This is a genomic window from Polynucleobacter sp. GWA2_45_21 (assembly GCF_001830325.1).
Classification (GTDB): Bacteria; Pseudomonadota; Gammaproteobacteria; order Burkholderiales; family Burkholderiaceae; genus Polynucleobacter.
The window spans coordinates 557,353-577,136 of the sequence record NZ_MHZG01000001.1; the positions used below are offsets into that span (position 1 = coordinate 557,353).

Sequence of the window (19,784 nt, forward strand, 5' to 3'; positions counted from 1 at the left end):
GCAGGAAACCAAGAAAGATGTTGGTCTAAGGCGATAAACCCTTGCAAATCTAAGGGCTTAGAGCCCATTCATGGTACGCTCATCGCATGGCAACGAACTATTTAAAGAAAATTTTATCGGCCCGAGTCTACGATGTGGCCAGGGAAACAGAGCTCCAAGTAGCCCCCGAACTCACGAAGCGCTTAGGTAACCAAGTTTTACTCAAAAGAGAGGATAACCAGCCGGTTTTCTCCTTCAAACTGCGTGGCGCCTACAACAAAATGGCCCATTTACCCCCAGAAGCCCTAAAACGGGGGGTTATTGCAGCTTCAGCCGGCAATCATGCCCAAGGCGTGGCCTTGGCGGCAGCCAAAATGAAGTGCAAAGCGGTCATCGTGATGCCCCTCACCACCCCCAGCGTCAAAATTGATGCAGTCAAGGCACGCGGTGGGTCTTGGGTTGAAGTGATCTTGCATGGTGAGTCCTATAGCGATGCTTTCCAATACTCTGAATTGTTGGAGAAAAAACGGGGCTTAACCTTTGTCCATCCTTTTGATGACCCCGATGTCATTGCTGGACAAGGAACGATTGCCCAAGAAATTTTTCAGCAACACCAAGAGCCTATCGATGCCATTTTTGTCGCTATCGGTGGTGGTGGCCTCATTGCGGGCATTGGTGAATATGTCAAAGCAGTCAGCCCCAAGACCAAAGTAATCGGCGTTCAGTCAGTTGATTCAGATGCAATGAGAAGATCGCTCGAAGCCAATAAGCGCATCGAGATGAAAGATGTCGGCCTCTTCTCGGATGGCACTGCAGTCAAACTCGTTGGCAAAGAAACTTTTCGTATCTGCAAACGCGTAGTTGATGACATCATCACTGTTGATACTGATGAAATCTGCGCCGCTATTAATGATGTCTTCACAGATACTCGCAGCATTTTGGAACCGGCTGGCGCTTTAGCCATTGCCGGCATGAAGAAGTATGTCGAGAAGCATCACCTGAAAAAGAAAACATTGGTAGCAATTGCTTGTGGCGCGAATATGAATTTCAGTCGCCTACGCTTTGTTGCTGAACGCGCTGATGTTGGTGAATTCCGCGAAGCTGTTTTTGCGGTCACCATTCCTGAAGAGCGTGGCTCATTCAAGCGCTTCTGCGAGTTGCTTGGCAAGCGTAATGTCACTGAATTTAACTACCGCATTGCCGACCAAAGCGAAGCGCATATTTTTGTTGGTATTGGCACTCAAAAGGCCGCTGATAGCACCACTATTGCAAAGCATTTTCGCAAAGCAAAATTTGCAACGATCGATCTGACGCATGATGAGTTAGCAAAATCTCACCTGCGCCACATGGTGGGTGGTCGCTCCACTCTTGCTCAAGATGAATTGCTCTATCGCTTTGAATTTCCTGAGCGCCCAGGCGCTTTGATGAAGTTCCTGACCAGCATGGCACCCAACTGGAATATCAGTCTTTTCCATTACCGCAATCACGGTGCAGACTATGGTCGCATCTTGGTTGGCCTGCAGGTTCCCAAAAATGAGCAGAAGAAATTTCAAAATTTCTTAGCTTCACTCGGTTACCCACACTGGAATGAAACTGATAATCCTGCTTATCGCCTGTTCCTTAAATGAGATGTAATCCGTAAATGTCATACACACTCACCGGGAAACTCGTCGTTGCGATTTCATCGCGCGCTTTATTTGATTTTGAAGAAGAAAATCGTATCTTCGAATCAACCGATGACAGCGCCTACATGAAACTCCAATTAGAGCGCCTATCTAAAGCTGCACAAACTGGAGTTGCATTTCCGTTGGTAAAGAAGTTGCTCGCTTTTAATGAAGAGGGTGAGCAACGTGTTGAGGTAGTAATTCTTTCTCGCAATGATCCAGTGAGCGGCTTACGCGTATTCCGTTCAGCCGAACATCATGGCCTTCATTTAGAGCGTGGCGTATTTACTAGAGGGCGCCCACCCTATCACTACCTTCGATCACTTCATGCCAACCTATTTCTCTCGGCTAACGAAGATGATGTGCGTGCCACAATCGATGCAGGTTTTCCTGCGGCACGTGTTTATCCAGAATCGAGCAAGACTGCAGAGTCTCACCCAAATGAAATCCGTATCGCCTTTGACGGAGATGCTGTTTTATTTTCCGATGAGGCGGAGCAAGTATTCCAGAGCGAAGGCTTGGTTGCCTTTGTCGATCATGAGAGTAAGAAGGCTGCGATCCCATTACCACCGGGCCCATTTAAACCCTTGCTAGAAGCGCTGCATCGCTTACAACGTAGTACCAGTGAAAAAGGGATGCGTATTCGTACTGCTTTAGTCACCGCTCGCTCTGCACCCGCACATGAACGTGCCATTCGCACACTCATGGCTTGGGGTATCGATGTTGATGAAGCCATGTTCCTCGGCGGACTTTCCAAGAGCGAATTCCTGCGCGAGTTTGAGCCAGACTTCTTCTTTGATGATCAAACAGGTCACTGCCAATCTGCCGCATCAGTAGCGCCTACTGGTCACGTTGTATCTGGCGTTTCCAATAAACCTAAAAGCTAATGTCCACAATCCCGCTTGGCCAGGCAACACAATATCCCGATCAATACGATCCGAGCCTGCTCTTTCCTATTCCGCGTTCTGAGAATCGCCTCAAGCTAGACATCAAACCCAATCAAGCTTTACCGTTTGTAGGTGTTGATATTTGGAATGCCTTTGAGCTTGGCTGGCTCAATAAAAAAGGGAAGCCCCAGATCGCTTTGGCAGAGTTTCAGATTCCAGCAGACTCGCCAAACATGATTGAATCCAAGTCATTCAAGCTGTATCTGAACAGTCTCAATAGCGCCCGCTTTGAAGATGAAGCTGAAGTACGCGAAAGATTGATCACAGATTTATCGGCAGTAGCTGGGAGCAAGATTGCCACTCGTATCAATCCAACCGAGATGGTTGCCAAAAATGGAATGCAGGAGATGAGCGGCGTTCTCATGGATCGTCTTGATATCGAAATCGATCCAAACCTATCCGCTGATCCTGCTTTGCTTGAGGTGAATGAATCGTTTGGACCCATCGAGCAATGCTTGGTTTCTCATTTACTCAAATCCAATTGCCCGGTGACCGGTCAACCAGATTGGGCTAGCGTGCAAATTCGCTATCAAGGCCGTCCCATTTTGGAAGAAGGCTTGCTGCGCTACTTAATCGGATTTAGACAAAAAGGTGAGTTTCATGAGCATTGCGTTGAAACCATCTTTACGGATATCAAGCGCCAATGCAAACCAGAGAAGCTCTCTGTCTACGCTCGTTACACCCGACGCGGTGGTCTAGATATCAACCCCTTCCGCACCGATCACAATGCGCCCTGGCCTGACAATACGCGCCACGCTAGGCAATAACTAAGGCTCGGTCACCTGTTTTACTGGTGCTACGCTGGGCCCATAAATCAGCTCAAGATTTTTTTGAATACTAGGCGCTTGCGAGAAACAGCTTTTAACTAGCGCTGGATTTGCATACCAATCGGCATCATCTCTCGCTTCGTCAATAAATGATTTCATGACAATGGCACTATCGACATCATCAAGCCCAGCAGCCTTGAGTTTTGTAAATCCCGATGAACAAGCTTTTGCCAAATCAAGGCCTTCTGCTTTAGAAATACGCTGAAGTAGGCTAGGTGCTGAGCTATTTAAGATCTGCATAAAATTGAGTCCTGAGCCAGGCATTTGGAAATTCAAAATGTATTCAGATGAAAGATTTTCTCGACTTGCCAGTCCCTCAATTTGGGACACTGTTGGATAAAACACGCTACGGAAAAATTGAAACTCCAGTTTTACAGTAAACAGAAGTTGTTTTTCAGATTTAGGATCTTTTTGTAATTGCAGAATTTGCTTGTCACTCAGGCTGCCAACACTTTGATCCGCTTTATAAACTAGGATTTCAACCGCTCGAATCCCTTTGCGCAATTCTGACCAATTAAAAGTAACGGGCACCTTAGCGTCAATCATTCCCTGTAAAAGACTATTGGCTTTCTTTTGGGTCTCACCTACCACTGAGTTTCCAACTGTTGCTGAAATTCCGCCGATCGCAGCTGCTGAACCACCAGTTGCAACAATTGCAGCAGCCCCCAGTAGCAATTTGGCAGAACCAATGAAATCCTGATTAGAGTCACTTGAACTTCTGACATTGAGTACTAAGGAGAGTGCTCCTGGATTGAATATGGAATAAGTTCCCAGCACCGTCATGGGCACTATTAATAATGGAGTCGTACTCAATGAGGCGCACTCAGAACCGCCCTCTCTTCCATCAAAGGTAGCAATTGGAATTTCTAACTTATCGAGCTTACCCTTGAAGCCCTGAGTCACAACCGATAATACGAGTTGCGTTTTATCAGATCCCCAAAAACTACGACTAGCCATTTGCGTACAACTACTCACAGGAATTACTTCAGAACTAATCGTGAGGTATCCGTCATTACCTCGCCCTTCATTTAACCAATCCGGAGGATCCCCTTTAACAAAAGAGGGGTTCATGTCTGGAAAGAAAAAGGGGGCTGCTAAGGACGACTGCGGCAAAGCACCAATACAAATGGCTATAGATGCCAAAAGTGGAGATTTGCTTATCCCTAGGAGATTCATGAGCACATTTTAAGGTGAATACAGCAAATTAAGCATCGCATACGCCTACATCAAAAAGAAACCCCAGGAAGCTCATGCTTGCTGGGGTTGATTGCTACGCAGTCAAATAACTGCTTACGCACCAATTAAAACGGGATATCGTCATCCATTGCACCAAGGGATGCAGCATTTGAAGATGCTGGTGCAGACTGCTCAGCCGGCTTTGAGCGGCTATAACTTTCACCACCATCACCACCGCCGCCTACTGGCTTACCACCAAGCATTTGCATTGTTTCTGCAACGATCTCAGTGGAATATTTTTCCTGGCCACTAGCGTCAGTCCATTTACGTGTTCGCAAACGACCTTCTACATAAACCTGTGAACCTTTTTTGAGGTATTGACCAGCGATCTCTGCAAGTTTTCCAAAGAATGCAACGCGGTGCCATTCTGTGGTCTCTTTCATTTCGCCAGACTGCTTATCTTTGTAACGATCTGATGTCGCTACTGAAATGTTGGTTACTGCGTCGCCGCTTGGCATATAACGTGTTTCTGGGTCGCGCCCTACGTTACCTACGATGATGACCTTATTTACCGAAGCCATGTTGTCTCCCGAAGAAAATACTACTGTTATTACTGCTAAAAAATAAACTACTCGCTTTAATTAAACCAATGAAGCTACGGTTATGCCTTTGCCGCTACATCCTTTGAATCCACTACTTTTGCAGGTAATTCGCGCATCGACCAAGCAATTATAAGCCAGCATAAAAGGAGGGCTGCACCCATCGTAAAGACCGATAAATCTCCAAGGCTATCCATCAAGTAACCACCGATTACAGCGCCTGTAAAGAGGCCAATCGACTGGGTAGTGTTGTAAACACCCAATGCAGTACCTTTAGATTCTTTGGCAAAGCGAGAGACTAATGATGGTTGTAATGCTTCCAGTAAGTTGAAGCCTACAAAGTAAATTAACAAGGCAATCGCAATGCCAATAATAGAGTGAGTACTTGTAAACACAACCTCAGCAATCAGGAGCAACACAATCGCCACCAATAAGATGGTTCTTAGCTGCTGCTTCTTTTCACCAAAAATTAGAATCGGCGCCATTAAGAAAAAAGAAAGCAAAACAACAGGGAGATAAACCTGCCAATGTGATGCCAAGGGTAATCCTGCTTGCACTAATAAACGTGGCACCACTAAGAACATCGCTACCTGAGTTGCATGCAATACAAATACACCGGCATTGAGGCGCATTAACTCAGGGCGCAAAAATACCTCTTTCAGACTGGCTTGTTGAAGCTTGGGCTCAGGCTTAGTGCTTGGCAAAATGTAATAAGCCACAAACATCGCACCAATACCTAATACTGCTAAGACTACAAAAATTCCGCTCAAACTAATTAAGCGATAGATTGGCGCAGCAATCACGAGCGACAAAGCAAAAGACAAGGCAATGCTACCTCCCACCAAGGCCATTGCACGGGTACGAACCTGCTCACGCGTTAAATCGGCAACCCAGGCGGAGATTGCTGCTGAGACCGCGCCAGCGCCCATCACCCCACGCCCAATAGCAATCCAAAGAAGATCGTCTTGAGCGGCACAAATCAAGGCGCCCGCGACAAATAAAGAAAGTCCCCACAAAACGACTGGTTTTCGACCGATTCGGTCAGAAAGCCGGCCTAAAGGGATATAGAAGCAGGCCTGAACAATATTGAAGATTCCCAGGGTTAATCCAACCCATAGGGCATGCTCGCCACCCGGCAAACCATGCGCATGAATGCTGAAAACCGGCAAAAGCAGAAATAGGCCCAACATACGGAGGCCAAAAATGCCTGCTAAGGCCAGAGTGGAGCGAAGTTCAGAAGGATTCATGGGAAAGGGCTATATTAACAAGTTACGCTAAAAAATCATGAATAACGAAATTAAGATCCGCGGTGCGCGCACGCACAACCTCAAAAACATCAATCTAGATATCCCTAGAGAGAAACTAGTCGTTTTAACTGGTCTGTCTGGCTCGGGTAAAAGCTCATTGGCTTTTGACACGCTGTATGCCGAAGGTCAACGTCGATATGTTGAGTCCTTATCGGCTTACGCACGTCAGTTTTTGCAATTAATGGAAAAACCGGATGTTGATACGATCGAAGGCCTCTCCCCGGCAATCTCAATCGAGCAAAAAGCCACCAGCCATAATCCGCGCTCAACCGTAGGTACGGTGACAGAAATTCATGATTACTTGCGTTTACTCTTTGCCCGCGCTGGCACCCCGCATTGCCCAGACCATGATCTACCACTAGAAGCACAAAGCGTTTCCCAAATGGTAGATACGGTTTTAGCAATGCCCGAAGACACCAAACTCATGATTCTGGCTCCGGTAGTCAGCGAGCGTAAAGGTGAATTCGTTGACTTATTCCAAGATCTTCAAGCCCAAGGCTTTGTGCGCTTTCGGGTGCGCTCTGGTGGCGGCACAACCAATACTGCTAAAGCAGAGATCTTTGAAGTCGATCAATTACCAGCACTAAAGAAAAATGATAAGCACTCAATCGAAGTCGTTGTAGATCGCATCAAGGTGCGCCCCGATATTCAGCAGCGCGTAGCAGAATCATTTGAGACAGCTCTGCGTCTTGCTGACGGCAAAGCCATGATCGTCAATATGGACACAGGCAAAGAGATGATTTTCTCCAGCAAGTTTGCTTGCCCTATCTGCTCGTATTCATTGCAAGAGCTAGAACCACGTCTCTTCTCATTTAATAATCCAATGGGTGCATGCCCATCTTGTGATGGCCTTGGGCATCAGTCTTTTTTCGATCCAAAACGCATTGTTGCGCACCCCGATTTATCCCTCGCCTCTGGTGCCATCAAAGGTTGGGATCGTCGCAATCAGTTTTATTTCAAGCTCTTACAGACACTTGCAAAGCATGGCGGTTTTGATGTCGAGAAACCCTTTGAGACTCTGAATAAGAAACAACAAGATCTTATTTTGCTTGGCTCTGGCGATGTCACCATTCCATTTGAATACATCAACGAGCGTGGCAAGAACAGTATTCGTGAGCATGCCTTCGAGGGTATTGTTGCCAACTTTGAGCGCCGCTATCGTGAGACTGACTCGGCAACAGTTCGTGAAGAATTATCACGTTATCAAAATGTACAAACCTGTCCATCATGCAACGGTAGTCGTTTACGAAAAGAAGCTCGCTTTGTCAAAGTAGGTGATGGCAAGCAGTCCCGCGCTATTTATGAAATCAGTGCCCTACCTTTAAAAGAAGCTAAAGAATATTTTGAATCTTTAGAGCTCAAAGGCGCTAAACGAGAAATCGCCGACAAAATTGTCAAAGAGATTGGCTCACGTCTACGCTTCCTCAATGATGTTGGCTTAGATTACCTCTCATTAGAACGGAGTGCAGACACTCTCTCCGGTGGTGAAGCGCAGCGTATTCGTCTGGCATCACAGATTGGCTCCGGCCTAACTGGTGTGATGTATGTACTAGATGAACCTTCGATTGGTCTACATCAACGTGATAACGATAGACTCATCGGTACGCTCAAGCATTTGCGTGATCTGGGTAATAGCGTTCTCGTTGTTGAGCACGATGAAGATATGATTCGTGCCTCTGACTATGTCATTGACATTGGTCCTGGCGCTGGAGTTCATGGCGGTGAAGTCGTAGCTGAAGGTACTCCTGCAGAGGTGGAAGCCAATCTAAAGTCTTTAACAGGTGCCTACCTATCTGGTCGTGAGTGGATTGCAGTTCCAGAAAAACGTATTCCAGTAAATGACAAGTTCTTAGAAATCATTGGTGCACGTGGCAACAATTTGCAATCTGTTCATGCCAAGATTCCAGTCGGCCTCTTAACCTGTGTCACTGGTGTATCTGGCTCTGGCAAATCGACACTGATTAACGACACACTGCATCATGCAGTCGCACAACATATTTATGGCTCAAATGCTGAACCTGCAGCGCATGATGCAATTAAAGGCTTAGAAAACTTTGACAAGGTCATCAGTGTCGACCAATCTCCAATTGGTAGAACGCCCCGCTCTAACCCCGCTACTTACACCGGATTATTTACACCGATTAGAGAGCTCTTCTGTGGCGTACCTGCTGCACGCGAGCGCGGATATGAAGCTGGACGTTTTTCTTTCAACGTCAAAGGTGGTCGTTGCGATGCTTGCGAGGGCGATGGCGTTATTAAAGTTGAAATGCACTTCTTGCCAGATGTCTATGTACCTTGCGATGTCTGTCATGGCAAACGATACAACCGCGAAACATTAGACATTCGTTACAAAGGTAAGAATATTCATGAAGTGCTGTCGATGACCATCGAACAAGCTCATGAATTTTTCCAAGCCGTTCCAATTGTCAAACGCAAACTCAAAACCTTGCTCGATGTAGGTTTAGGTTATGTGAAGCTAGGTCAAAGTGCCACCACCTTATCTGGTGGTGAGGCGCAACGCGTCAAACTCTCGCTAGAACTTTCTAAACGCGATACTGGCAGAACACTGTATATCTTGGATGAGCCAACTACAGGCTTGCATTTCCATGACATTCAACTGCTACTAACTGTTCTTCAGACCCTGAAGAAGCAAGGTAATACGATCGTCATCATTGAGCACAATTTAGATGTGATTAAGACTGCCGACTGGATTATTGACTTAGGCCCTAAAGGTGGCGCTGGTGGCGGGCAAATTATTGCTACCGGTACGCCTGAAGAAGTTGCGAAGAACGAGGCTAGCTTTACCGGCCACTACTTAGCACCATTGCTACTTCGCAAACCAGCTCCAGCCAAAAAGAAAAAATAATTCAGAAAACGGAAGTAACTAGGTGTACTCAGAGCAATTTAGATTCGGCTAAATCAGTCGCCTCTGAATTGCCTGAGAGCACCAAGATATCATTGGCCTGCAAGCGCAAGTCTGGAGTGAGCTCCAATTTGACATAGTCTGACCCGCCGACTTTTCGTCTGACTGCTTGCACGCTCACACCTTCATTTTCAAGATGCAATTCTTCAAGAGTCTGCCCAATACTGGCTGATTCAGGCAACAAAGTAACTGAATGCAAGCGCCATGATTCCTTGGAATCGACTTCATCAGCGACACCGCGGAAGTAACCGCGTAATAGACTGTAGCGAGCTTCACGTGCATTCGTAATACGGCGCACTACCTTACGCATCGGCACACCCATCATCAATAAGACGTGTGAGGCCATCATGAGACTACCCTCAATCAATTCCGGCACCACCTCAGTAGCGCCAGCTGCTTGCAGCTTTGCTAAATCCGCATCGTCTTTTGTACGCACCAATACAGTCATGCCCGGACGTAAGTGCTCAACTTGATGTAATACCTTTAATGTTGCCGGCGTATCTGCATAGGTAATCACTACCGCCTTTGCTCTGGACAAACCAGCAGCTACCAAATAATTTTCTCTACTAGCGTCACCGTAGACCACGTTATCACCGGCCGCAGCGGCCTCCTTTACTCGGTCCGGATCCATATCCAATGCAAGGTAAGGAATTTTTTCCTGATCGAGCATGCGGGCCAAGCTTTGTCCTGAACGACCAAAACCACAAATAACAACATGGTTTTCTGTACGAACACTTTTTGCTGCGACCCGTGTAAGTGCCAATGATTGCAACAGCCATTCATTACTCGAGAAGCGCATCGCAATTCGATCGCTGTATTGAATTAAGAAAGGCGCTCCAAACATCGAGAGCAACATCGCCGCCAATACTGCTTGACTTAACTCCGGGTCAATTAAATTCAGGCCATCGATCTGATTTAGCAATACAAATCCAAACTCGCCTGCTTGCGCAAGACATAAACCGGTTCGAATAGAAACACCAGGACTTGAGCCGAAAGCGCGTGACAGCAATGCAATCAAACCGAACTTGAAAATCAGAGGACCGATCAATAAGAGTAAGACCAGCATCCACTGCTGATAGATCACCTCGAAATCGAGCAGCATGCCAACGGTAATAAAGAACAGACCCAAGAGCACATCTCTAAAGGGCTTTACGTCCTCCTCCACCTGATGGCGATAGGGTGTCTCAGCAATCAGCATCCCGGCCAAGAAAGCTCCGAGCGCAAGTGATAAACCAAAATGCTCAGTGAGGGCTGACATACCCAAAACAATGAGTAGCAAGTTGAGCATGAATAGCTCTTGAGAGCGCAGCTTTGCAACCACACTAAACCACCGACTCATTAAAGTCTGGCCAATAAAGAAAATGAGAATCAGCGCTACCGTAATCTTGATCGATGCCGTAGTAAGGGCAAGAAATAAATCGCTTGGGTTACTTCCCAGGGAAGGTATCAAAATCAATAAAAAAACTACTGCTAAGTCCTGGAATAACAAAATACCAATGACGTTTCTGCCATGTTCGGTTTCTAGCTCTGAACGGTCTGAAATGAGTTTAGTAACAATGGCAGTGGAAGACATGGCTAATGCACCTCCCAGGGCGATAGCTGCCTGCCATGAAATGGGGTATGCCCAATTGAGCAAAAGACTGGCTGGCACAGCCAAAAGCATCGTCAAAACGACTTGGCTGCCACCCAGGCCAAATACGATAGTTCGCATAGCCCTCAGCTTATGGAGATTGAATTCCAGGCCAATTGAGAACATCAAGAAAACCACCCCAAATTCAGCCAAATACTTGACTGTGGCGGAATCACTGGCCAAACCAAAGGCATGCGGCCCAATCAGGACGCCAATGGCAAGATAGCCCAAAATAGGGGGTAGCCCAAAATAGCGGAAAATAACTACCCCGGCCACTCCGGAGGCCAGCAAGATGAGAGTTAACTGAAGGACTGACGGCATATACTCACCCCATGATAGCTAAGACTCGTGACCGAACCCTAAAGCTTGCGCGCGACACCCTCACAATTGAGGCTGCTGCACTGCACACAATGCGTGATCGCCTTGAGGGCGCCAACGCCGACGCCCTTGTTTTGGCGGTAGATCTTCTTCACTCCTGCAAAGGCCGTATCGTTGTTTCTGGGATTGGTAAATCGGGGCATATTGCACGTAAGATTGCTGCTACCTTTGCATCTACTGGCTCACCTGCGTTTTTTGTCCATCCAGCCGAAGCCAGTCATGGCGACCTGGGAATGGTCACGCGTGATGATGTCTTCGTCGCACTTTCTAATTCTGGCGAGACTGATGAGCTTCTCACCATCGTGCCAATTGTCAAACGTACTGGTGCAAAACTCATTGCACTGACTGGCGCACCAAACTCTTCTTTAGCAAAATTGGCGGATGCCCATTTAGATACCAGCGTTGAGAAAGAGGCATGCCCTCTGAACTTGGCGCCAACCACCAGCACGACTGCTGCACTCGCCATGGGGGATGCTTTGGCTGTTGCCCTACTGGATGCGCGCGGCTTTGGGGCTGAAGATTTTCAGCGTTCCCACCCAGGCGGCCGCTTGGGTCGCAAGCAACTGATGCATGTCAGTGAAGTGATGCGCAACTTTGATGAGACTCCGAAGATTGCGATCTCTGCGTCTCTGCAAGAAGCTTTACTCGAAATGACTTCTAAACGCATGGGTATGGTGGTGACTTTAGACAATGCAAATAAAGTCGCCGGTATCTTTACTGACGGCGACTTACGTCGGCTACTGGAGAAGAGCACCAATCTGGATGGCCTCACTTTAGAAAAAGCAATAACTTCAGCGCCACGCACAATTCCTCCTGAGCTACTCGCAGAAGAAGCTATTGAGATGATGGAAAAACATCGCATTAATCATTTAGTGGTGACCGACCCCAAAGGCACATTACTAGGAGCGCTTAACCTCCATGATCTATTTGCTGCCAAGGTTATTTAAGTCGCTTACTTTTTAATCATTCAACTATTCATCACATGCCAACTGCCTTTAGCACTCATAACACTAACCCTCTGAGCCAATATCCACAGGCATGGGATCGGGCTGGGGCAGTCAAGCTGCTTGTTCTTGATGTCGACGGAGTACTAACGAATGGTCAAGTGTTTATTGGTGAAAACGGTAAAGAATCTTTGAAGGCTTTTGATATTCAGGATGGCTTGGGAATCAAGCTCTTAGAGAAAATTGGCATTTCAACCGCCATCATTACTGGGCGTAGCTCCAAAATGGTTTTAGCCCGTTGCGATGAGTTGGGGATTAAACATGTACATATGGGCGTTGAAAATAAAGCTGCGGCCTTAGAAAACATGTTGCAATCGCTTGGACTTAAGCCATCTGATTGCGCCGTCATGGGTGATGACTGGCCTGATTTTCAAATGATGAAATCTGCAGGTTTAAAAGTATGTCCTGCACAAGGACATGATGCCGTGAAAGAAATTGCTCATTTTGTCACTACTCGAGCTGGCGGTAGTGGTGCAGTTCGTGAACTTTGCGACCTGATCTTAAAGGCGCAAAACCGCTATGACGAATTGCTCACTCAAGCGCGCGCTTAAGGTCACTTTGTAATGGAATTGAATGCCCAAAAAATCAAGCTCGGAATCTGGCGTACCTTATTACGCGTGATGCCCTTGATCTTGATGGGCACACTCACGCTCGTCACTTTTTGGCTGGTCAAGAAAAATGCTCCGGCAGAAAAATCGGCCATTGAACGGGTGCGCTTACATGAGCCTGATTACACCATTACCAATGGTGCCCTATCTGCCCTCAATGAATCTGGCAATACCAAATATCGAGTACTAGGTAAGAAAGTCATTCACTACGACGATGATGCTTCGATTGATATTGAAACACCCCGTATTCGCTTGTTTCCCCCTGAAAAATCGCCGATTACTGTTAAGGCAGATACGGGTCATATAGATGGTGATATCACCATACTGGATCTCATTAATAACGCTGAAATATTTCGTCCACCACAAGCTGCCACCGCCACTGAGCCAGCAAGACCACGCATGCTTGCACGCTCTTCCTATTTCAAGGTACTTATTAATGACGACATTATTGAGACCGATAAGCCTATTACGCTTGAGCAAGGAGTTTCCGTCATGCGCTCAACTGATGGCGGCGTGTTCAATAACATCGAACAAAGTATGGTTTTATCTGGGCAAGTAAGAGGCCGTATTGAGCGCGTTCAACCTGGAGCACAACCATGAGCTTATTACGCCTATTCAGAATGTCATCCGCAGCATTGGCAGTCTGCTTCTTTACCGCCACCCATGCTGAAAAAGCAGATCAAGATAAACCAATTGTTTTGGAGGCTGAAAAAGTTTCCGTAAATGATGTGCAGCAGATATATGAGCTTAACGGTCAAGTACTCTTAACCAAAGGTAGCATTTTGATTACCGGCGAAAAAGGTAATATCAAGGTTGATCCAGAAGGCTATGAGTATGTTGATGTTCAAGGTAAGCCAGAATTGACTGCTAGTTTCAGACAAAGACGCGAAGGCCCCGCTAATGAGTTTATGCAGGGCCGCGGTCAGACAGTTACTTACAATGCAAAAACTGAGCTACTGACCTTGACGGGAGACGCCAGCTTAAAGCGTCTTTTGAATATGCAAATGCTGGATCAATTACACGGCTGGAAAATTGATTATGACGATGTCCTGCAGCGCTATCAAGTCACGCCGCCGCCAAATGCTAAAGCAGAAGATCTGCCCTTGGCTAAAGCTATCCTTTCACCAAGAAGAAAAGCTACACTAGAGAAATGACCACGGATTCCAGTAGCATTCAAAAGCCAGCAACCCTCAGCGCTCAACACCTTCAAAAGCGTTACGGCTCTCGCACGGTAGTGCGGGATGTATCAGTAGAGGTTAAGTGTGGTGAAGTAGTTGGGCTCCTAGGGCCAAATGGCGCCGGCAAAACAACCTCTTTCTACATGATTGTTGGTTTAGTTCCTTTAGATGGTGGTAATATTGTTTTAGATGGCACCGACATTACCCATCTTCCCATTCATGAGCGAGCTCGTATGGGCTTGTCCTATCTTCCACAAGAGGCTTCTGTATTTAGAAAGCTCAATGTGGCTGAAAATATTCAAGCCGTATTAGAGCTACAAGTACAAGGCGGTAAGCCATTAAGTAAGACTGAAATAGCACAGCGCCTGGATGAGCTCTTAGGCGAACTTCAAATTAGCCATCTTCGTGACAATCCGGCGCTTTCCTTATCTGGCGGTGAGCGTCGTCGAGTTGAGATTGCAAGAGCACTTGCCTCTCAGCCTAAATTCATTTTGCTGGATGAGCCATTTGCCGGCGTTGATCCGATTGCAGTTGGAGAGATCCAGCGGATTGTACGTTTCTTAAGAGATCGTCAAATTGGTGTGCTCATCACGGACCACAATGTACGAGAAACCTTAGGCATTTGTGACCATGCCTACATCATCAGTGAGGGCAGTGTGCTAGCAGAAGGCAAGCCGGATCAAATCATTGAGAATGATGCCGTTAGAAGAGTCTATCTAGGCGAAAACTTCCGCATGTAAATATTCAGAGTTTTTTGAATATTTATTAAATAAACATGATCTGCCCACTTGGTTTTCAGCAAAATCGCTGATACGCTGGAGGTTCATGAAGTTCATTTCCAAATAATTAAGTACAAGATTACAGGGGCCTGCTGCGCACCCCAGGTAATTATTTGCGCATGCATTTGTTTTGCTATGAATAGGAGCTGCTGATGAATCTGAAAATTAATAGCCGTCATGTTGAAGTTACTCCAGCCATGCGTTCCCACCTCGAAGCCGGGTTAGCTAAAATTCGCAAACATTTTGATCACGTCCTAGATGCATCAGCATTTTTGATAGTCGACAACGCTAAAGAAAAAAATCTTCGTCAAGCAGCCGAGATCACGATTCACCTTAAAGGCAAGGATCTCTATGCCGAAGCGCATAACGCTGATCTGTACCATGCAATGGATGCGGTGGTCGATAAGCTGGAGCGTCAAGTTGTTAAGCACAAAGAAAAGATTCAAGACCATCACCATGAAAAGCATTTTGAGTGATGTTCAGCGTCAGGACACCTATAATCAATTGACATGAATGCCCTGACCGATCTTTTCGCTATAGACCGCATTGCCTTAAATAGCCCCTCTAAAAATCGGGCTGAGGCATTTGCGGCCGTAGGACAGCTATTTGCCAAGCAGGCTGGGCTTGAATCCGAAGCAATTGTTGGCTTCTTAAATGCTCGCGAGGACTTAGGCTCTACCGCCTTAGGCGCTGGCGTTGCCATACCTCACGGCCGCGTAAAAGGCCTGAAGAGTCCGATTGCTGCGTTTGTTAAATTAAAGGATCCGATTGAATTTGCTGCGCCCGACGGTGCGGCCGTCTCTATTTTGATTTTTTTGCTCGTCCCTGAAAAAGCGACTCAGCAACATCTAGAAATTCTGTCCTCCATTGCACAACTCCTCTCCGACGCAGACGCTCGCAAATCGCTTGCAACGGAAGATAGCCCAGAAAAGGTGTGCCAGCTGTTACAGACTTGGGGCTCCGCTTGACAACCCAACCCCTGCTCCTTGAGGGAGTAACTGCCCAGCAGATCTTTGATGACAATGTCTCTGACTTAAAGCTCTCCTGGATTGGGGGGCTCGAAGGGGCAGATCGCACTTTTCCTCCAGAGGCTGTTAAAGCTGCTGCAGCTAGCTCAGACCTAGTAGGTCACTTAAACCTCATTCACCCAAGCCGTATTCAGATTTTCGGTGAGCAAGAGGTTGACTACCATGCTCAGCTAGAACAAAAACAAAGGCAAGATCAGATCTCTAGCTTAATCTCCAAAACGCCACCTTGTGTCATTGTGGCGGATGGAAAAACAGCTGATGCCGATCTACAACTGTTCTGCCAAAGATCATCCACCCCACTCTTTACAACCACCATTTCTGCCGCCGAGGTAATTGACCACCTCCGCACCTATCTCACGAAGATTGGCGCACCCCAGATTACGATGCATGGTGTGTTCATGGATATCTTGGGCTTAGGCGTCTTAATCATGGGCGAATCAGGCTTAGGAAAAAGTGAGTTAGGCTTAGAGTTGATTTCTCGTGGCCATGGTTTAGTTGCTGATGACGCCGTGGACTTTGCTCGTCTTGGACCAGATTACATTGAGGGTCGCTGCCCTGTGATTCTGCGCAACCTCCTAGAGGTTCGTGGGCTAGGCTTATTGGATATCCGCACTATTTTTGGTGAAACAGCCGTGCGTCGTAAATTGAAATTACGCTTGATCGTACAGCTCGTTCGTCGTAACGATGGTGAATTTGAGCGCCTTCCATTGGAAGCGCAGCATATTGATGTGCTGGGCATTCCGATTAGAACCGTTAAGATTCAAGTGGCTGCAGGACGCAACTTGGCAGTTTTAGTAGAGGCAGCAGTCCGCAATACTATTTTGCAACTGCGGGGCATTGATACTCTAAAAGAATTTATGGAGCGTCAGCGTCTGCAAATGAATGCAGAGGCGGAATCCACTAAGTCACAGGGTCGACTCATTTAATATGCAAATCAATCTGATTACCGGTATTTCCGGCTCAGGTAAATCTGTTGCGCTGAGGGCCTTTGAGGATGCAGGCTATGACTGTGTAGACAACCTTCCGGTCACTCTCTTGGAAAACCTCATCACCACACTAGAGAGTGAAAAGAGTGAACGCGTTGCAGTAGCCATTGATGCCCGTCGTGGCCAGTCAATTGCAGAGCTACCCCAGATCTTAGAAAACTTACGGCGCAATCATGATGTACGAGTTGTTTTCTTGAATGCAGATACCAATACACTCATCCAGCGTTTTTCAGAGACCCGTAGGCGTCATCCACTCTCTGGAAAAACGCAAGAGACTCAGGCAGCCACCCTGATAGAGGCAATTGATACAGAGCGCAACCTCCTAGAGCCCCTTCGTACTCAAGCGCATAGTATTGATACCAGCAACCTGCCTGCCCATGCGCTGCGCTCTTGGATACAGGATCTTCTGAAAGACAAGCCCCAAGGGCTTACCGTGATTTTTGAATCCTTTGGATTTAAAAAAGGTTTGCCAAGTGAAGCAGATCTCGTATTTGATGTTCGTTGCTTACCCAACCCACACTACGACAAAGCTTTGCGACCGCTATCTGGCAAAGATCAGCCTGTGCGTGAGTTCTTGGAAAAAATTCCTGAAGTGGTCAGTATGGAAAGTGACATTATTCAATTTATTGAAAAATGGTTGCCCCACTATATTGCAGATGGCCGTAGTTATTTGACTGTTGCCATCGGCTGTACTGGTGGACAGCATCGCTCGGTCTATTTAGTCAGTCGCATTGCTGCGCATTTTCTGCCGCAAAAAGATTTAGCGGCACTGCAGATTAATTTCTTAAGTCGTCACCGTGAGCTAGACTCAATCCCTGCAGTAGCAATTTGATTGGTTGAGGTAAGCCGTACTTGCCAAGCTGACGCAGTGGCACCCACTTCAAATCATCACTAGAGAATTTCACGGCATTACTTGAAGTCACATGCCAGATCTGCATCCATAAACGTCGATGCGTAAAGATATGTTTAATCTCCACCCCCTGCTCGATGGATTGGCAATTTTTTAAAGCAGAAGTAGTCTTTTCCTCTGGCAACACCAGCCGCAACAACTCTTTCGCAGTAAAAGCATCTGAATTGCTGACTGAAGGTTTAGAGTTCTTTTCCTTAGCCCTCCACGCAGATTCGGGCAAAGACCACAGCCCACCCCAGATAGCTTTGTCTGGGCGTCTTTGCAGCAAGACTGAATCACCATGTCTCAGTAGCAACATATCACAATTAAATTCAGGGGACTTTGCTTTGATTACCTTACGAGGTAATTGCAAAACCTGATCGCTGAGATTGGCCTGGCATTCTTTTTCAAATGGGCATTTTCTCTCGCCACTTAAACACACCGGCTTACGAGAGGTACACCACGTTGCCCCAAAATCCATCAGAGCCTGTGTGTATACCGGCATATCCGAAGATTTTTTAGGAAGGAGTATTTTGGCTAGGGACCATAATTCTTCATTCACTGCCTTTTCTTGGATAGCGCCATCTATACCAAAAAGTCTTGCCAAAATGCGTTTGACATTTGCATCCAAGATGGGTGCTCGCTCATGAAATGCAAAGGCTGCGATGGCGCCTGCAGTCGACCTACCAATCCCCTTAAGCCGCTCAAGCAGAATCGGATCTTCTGGAAATTTCCCACCAAACTCCTCCATGACCTGCTTAGCACAGGCATGGAGATTACGAGCACGCGTGTAATAGCCGAGTCCCGCCCATTCCGCTAAAACATCATCTACTGGTGCAGCAGCCAATCTCTTCACATTTGGAAAGCGTTTCATGAAACGCGGATAGCGCTCCAGAACAGTAGCTACTTGAGTTTGTTGCAGCATGATTTCAGAAACCCACACGGCGTATGGATCACGAATACTCTGCCATGGCAAACCTTGCCGTCCGTCTTTGCCATGCCAAGCAATGAGCTTGGTGGCGAAATGCTGAATTAGCGCTTCTGACATTGAGGACAAAAATAAGTGGAACGTTGACCTTGCACTATTTGTTTAATCGGCGTCTTGCATATCTTGCAGGGCTGATCTTTGCGATCATAGACTTTGGTTTGCACCATGAAGTGGCCTGGGTCACCCTCACTGTTTACAAAATCTTTCAAAGAACTGCCGCCTGCAGCAATCGCTTTTTTCAAAATCAATCTCACTGCATTAGCCAGCCTCGAACATTGTGGACGGGTTAGCTTTCCAGCAGCCTTTGCTGGATGGATGCCAGCCTCAAATAAACTTTCTGAGCAATAGATATTGCCGACACCTACTACCGCCTGTCCTGCTAATAAAAACTGCTTCACGGCAACACTACGCTTACGTGAACATTGGTATAGGACATCTGCGCCAAGCTCACCTTCAAACTCCGGTGAAAACGGCTCAACCCCGAGTTTTTGCAAGAGTGGGTTGCTCTCAATCGGCCCTTTGGATTTCGGGTGCCACAAAACGGCGCCAAACTTTCGGGGGTCATGCAGACGCAAACTCAGCTTGTCAAACTCGAATGTCACTCGATCATGTGGCTTGAGGATGTCACTGCTAGGCAGTACGCGCAATGTGCCTGTCATTCCTAGATGCAGCAATAAATACCCGGCATCAAACTCCATTAAGAGGTATTTGCCTCTGCGTTCTATTCCCAAGACTTTCTGGCCAGAAAGTACTGTATTTAAATTGCTGGGTACAGGCCAACGCAGTCGACCATCAATAATTTTGACTGCGCTCACCCTACGCCCCTCTAAGTGGGGCGCAATACCCAAGCGGGTAACTTCAACTTCTGGGAGTTCAGGCATAAATGGATTGTAG

At 46.9% G+C, this 19,784-nt stretch carries 19 protein-coding genes; 13 read left to right on the plus strand and 6 right to left on the minus strand.

The features are described from left to right. Positions 1–86: 86 nt before the first annotated feature. The 3 genes from ilvA to queF are packed head-to-tail and all read left to right on the plus strand — an operon-like array spanning position 87 to position 3,357. Complete coding sequence (gene ilvA / locus A2X74_RS02770) at positions 87–1,607, plus strand: threonine ammonia-lyase, biosynthetic (RefSeq protein WP_293628273.1); 1,521 nt, start codon at positions 87–89, stop codon at positions 1,605–1,607. A gap of 14 nt (positions 1,608–1,621) precedes the next feature. Next, the gene (locus A2X74_RS02775) at positions 1,622–2,530 is read left to right on the plus strand and encodes a 5'-nucleotidase (RefSeq protein ID WP_215333972.1); all 909 of its coding nucleotides are present in this window, start codon (positions 1,622–1,624) and stop codon (positions 2,528–2,530) included. Beyond that, entirely contained in the window at positions 2,530–3,357 is an 828-nt protein-coding gene (gene queF / locus A2X74_RS02780; protein WP_293628271.1) for an NADPH-dependent 7-cyano-7-deazaguanine reductase QueF, read from the plus strand. Before A2X74_RS02775 ends, queF begins: the two co-directional genes overlap by 1 nt. Here the strand turns inward: queF and A2X74_RS02785 are convergent, their stop codons facing one another. The 3 genes from A2X74_RS02785 to A2X74_RS02795 all read right to left on the minus strand — a co-directional run bounded on the left by A2X74_RS02785 (position 3,358) and on the right by A2X74_RS02795 (position 6,439). After that, positions 3,358–4,560 (minus strand): hypothetical protein, encoded by a 1,203-nt coding sequence (locus A2X74_RS02785; protein WP_299764321.1) that lies wholly within the window; start codon positions 4,558–4,560, stop codon positions 3,358–3,360. Positions 4,561–4,718: 158 nt separating this feature from the next. Continuing rightward, on the minus strand, positions 4,719–5,174 hold the full coding sequence (gene ssb / locus A2X74_RS02790) for a single-stranded DNA-binding protein (RefSeq protein ID WP_015422053.1): 456 nt from the start codon (positions 5,172–5,174) through the stop codon (positions 4,719–4,721). Positions 5,175–5,254: 80 nt separating this feature from the next. After that, positions 5,255–6,439, minus strand: a complete 1,185-nt coding sequence (locus tag A2X74_RS02795) for an MFS transporter (protein WP_293628266.1) — start codon at positions 6,437–6,439, stop codon at positions 5,255–5,257. 37 nt (positions 6,440–6,476) lie between these two features. Between A2X74_RS02795 and uvrA the strand changes: the two genes are divergently transcribed. Next, complete coding sequence (gene uvrA, locus A2X74_RS02800; protein WP_293628264.1) at positions 6,477–9,365, plus strand: excinuclease ABC subunit UvrA; 2,889 nt, start codon at positions 6,477–6,479, stop codon at positions 9,363–9,365. Positions 9,366–9,393: 28 nt separating this feature from the next. Here the strand turns inward: uvrA and A2X74_RS02805 are convergent, their stop codons facing one another. Then, positions 9,394–11,373: a monovalent cation:proton antiporter family protein gene (locus A2X74_RS02805; protein WP_293628261.1), complete on the minus strand. Its 1,980-nt coding sequence runs from the start codon at positions 11,371–11,373 to the stop codon at positions 9,394–9,396. 11 nt (positions 11,374–11,384) lie between these two features. On the opposite strand from A2X74_RS02805, the gene A2X74_RS02810 reads away from it, so the two are divergent. From A2X74_RS02810 to rapZ, 9 genes are all read left to right on the plus strand, one after another. Further along, entirely contained in the window at positions 11,385–12,377 is a 993-nt protein-coding gene (locus A2X74_RS02810; RefSeq protein ID WP_293628259.1) for a KpsF/GutQ family sugar-phosphate isomerase, read from the plus strand. Between the two features lie 35 nt (positions 12,378–12,412). Further along, complete coding sequence (locus A2X74_RS02815; RefSeq protein WP_293628257.1) at positions 12,413–12,985, plus strand: HAD-IIIA family hydrolase; 573 nt, start codon at positions 12,413–12,415, stop codon at positions 12,983–12,985. 12 nt (positions 12,986–12,997) lie between these two features. Beyond that, positions 12,998–13,642, plus strand: coding sequence for an LPS export ABC transporter periplasmic protein LptC (lptC, locus tag A2X74_RS02820; protein ID WP_293628255.1), 645 nt, complete (start codon positions 12,998–13,000; stop codon positions 13,640–13,642). Next, complete coding sequence (gene lptA / locus A2X74_RS02825) at positions 13,639–14,196, plus strand: lipopolysaccharide transport periplasmic protein LptA (protein ID WP_293628253.1); 558 nt, start codon at positions 13,639–13,641, stop codon at positions 14,194–14,196. Before lptC ends, lptA begins: the two co-directional genes overlap by 4 nt. After that, the gene (lptB, locus tag A2X74_RS02830; protein ID WP_293628251.1) at positions 14,193–14,960 is read left to right on the plus strand and encodes an LPS export ABC transporter ATP-binding protein; all 768 of its coding nucleotides are present in this window, start codon (positions 14,193–14,195) and stop codon (positions 14,958–14,960) included. Before lptA ends, lptB begins: the two co-directional genes overlap by 4 nt. 191 nt (positions 14,961–15,151) lie before the next feature. Continuing rightward, complete coding sequence (gene raiA, locus A2X74_RS02835; RefSeq protein WP_215302122.1) at positions 15,152–15,475, plus strand: ribosome-associated translation inhibitor RaiA; 324 nt, start codon at positions 15,152–15,154, stop codon at positions 15,473–15,475. Between the two features lie 33 nt (positions 15,476–15,508). After that, positions 15,509–15,967, plus strand: coding sequence for a PTS sugar transporter subunit IIA (locus tag A2X74_RS02840; RefSeq protein WP_293628249.1), 459 nt, complete (start codon positions 15,509–15,511; stop codon positions 15,965–15,967). Positions 15,968–15,978: 11 nt separating this feature from the next. Then, positions 15,979–16,953, plus strand: a complete 975-nt coding sequence (hprK, locus tag A2X74_RS02845) for an HPr(Ser) kinase/phosphatase (RefSeq protein WP_293628581.1) — start codon at positions 15,979–15,981, stop codon at positions 16,951–16,953. 1 nt (position 16,954) lies between these two features. After that, positions 16,955–17,845, plus strand: coding sequence for an RNase adapter RapZ (gene rapZ / locus A2X74_RS02850; protein WP_293628247.1), 891 nt, complete (start codon positions 16,955–16,957; stop codon positions 17,843–17,845). On the opposite strand, the gene mutY is transcribed toward rapZ, so the two are convergent. Beyond that, positions 17,790–18,950, minus strand: a complete 1,161-nt coding sequence (gene mutY / locus A2X74_RS02855) for an A/G-specific adenine glycosylase (RefSeq protein WP_293628245.1) — start codon at positions 18,948–18,950, stop codon at positions 17,790–17,792. The genes rapZ and mutY overlap by 56 nt on opposite strands. Further along, positions 18,935–19,771: a bifunctional DNA-formamidopyrimidine glycosylase/DNA-(apurinic or apyrimidinic site) lyase gene (mutM, locus tag A2X74_RS02860; RefSeq protein WP_293628243.1), complete on the minus strand. Its 837-nt coding sequence runs from the start codon at positions 19,769–19,771 to the stop codon at positions 18,935–18,937. Before mutM ends, mutY begins: the two co-directional genes overlap by 16 nt. Between the last annotated feature and the right edge of the window lie 13 nt (positions 19,772–19,784).

Coding starts and splice junctions, on each gene's coding strand:
- uvrA (WP_293628264.1), top strand. CDS start 6,477: ATGAATAACGAAATTAAGATCCGCGGTGCGCGCACGCACAACCTCAAA.
- A2X74_RS02805 (WP_293628261.1), bottom strand. CDS start 11,373: ATGCCGTCAGTCCTTCAGTTAACTCTCATCTTGCTGGCCTCCGGAGTG.
- rapZ (WP_293628247.1), top strand. CDS start 16,955: ATGCAAATCAATCTGATTACCGGTATTTCCGGCTCAGGTAAATCTGTT.
- A2X74_RS02810 (WP_293628259.1), top strand. CDS start 11,385: ATGATAGCTAAGACTCGTGACCGAACCCTAAAGCTTGCGCGCGACACC.
- lptC (WP_293628255.1), top strand. CDS start 12,998: ATGGAATTGAATGCCCAAAAAATCAAGCTCGGAATCTGGCGTACCTTA.
- ilvA (WP_293628273.1), top strand. CDS start 87: ATGGCAACGAACTATTTAAAGAAAATTTTATCGGCCCGAGTCTACGAT.
- A2X74_RS02815 (WP_293628257.1), top strand. CDS start 12,413: ATGCCAACTGCCTTTAGCACTCATAACACTAACCCTCTGAGCCAATAT.
- raiA (WP_215302122.1), top strand. CDS start 15,152: ATGAATCTGAAAATTAATAGCCGTCATGTTGAAGTTACTCCAGCCATG.
- A2X74_RS02775 (WP_215333972.1), top strand. CDS start 1,622: ATGTCATACACACTCACCGGGAAACTCGTCGTTGCGATTTCATCGCGC.
- lptB (WP_293628251.1), top strand. CDS start 14,193: ATGACCACGGATTCCAGTAGCATTCAAAAGCCAGCAACCCTCAGCGCT.
- mutY (WP_293628245.1), bottom strand. CDS start 18,950: ATGTCAGAAGCGCTAATTCAGCATTTCGCCACCAAGCTCATTGCTTGG.
- A2X74_RS02840 (WP_293628249.1), top strand. CDS start 15,509: ATGAATGCCCTGACCGATCTTTTCGCTATAGACCGCATTGCCTTAAAT.
- lptA (WP_293628253.1), top strand. CDS start 13,639: ATGAGCTTATTACGCCTATTCAGAATGTCATCCGCAGCATTGGCAGTC.
- A2X74_RS02795 (WP_293628266.1), bottom strand. CDS start 6,439: ATGAATCCTTCTGAACTTCGCTCCACTCTGGCCTTAGCAGGCATTTTT.
- mutM (WP_293628243.1), bottom strand. CDS start 19,771: ATGCCTGAACTCCCAGAAGTTGAAGTTACCCGCTTGGGTATTGCGCCC.
- queF (WP_293628271.1), top strand. CDS start 2,530: ATGTCCACAATCCCGCTTGGCCAGGCAACACAATATCCCGATCAATAC.
- ssb (WP_015422053.1), bottom strand. CDS start 5,174: ATGGCTTCGGTAAATAAGGTCATCATCGTAGGTAACGTAGGGCGCGAC.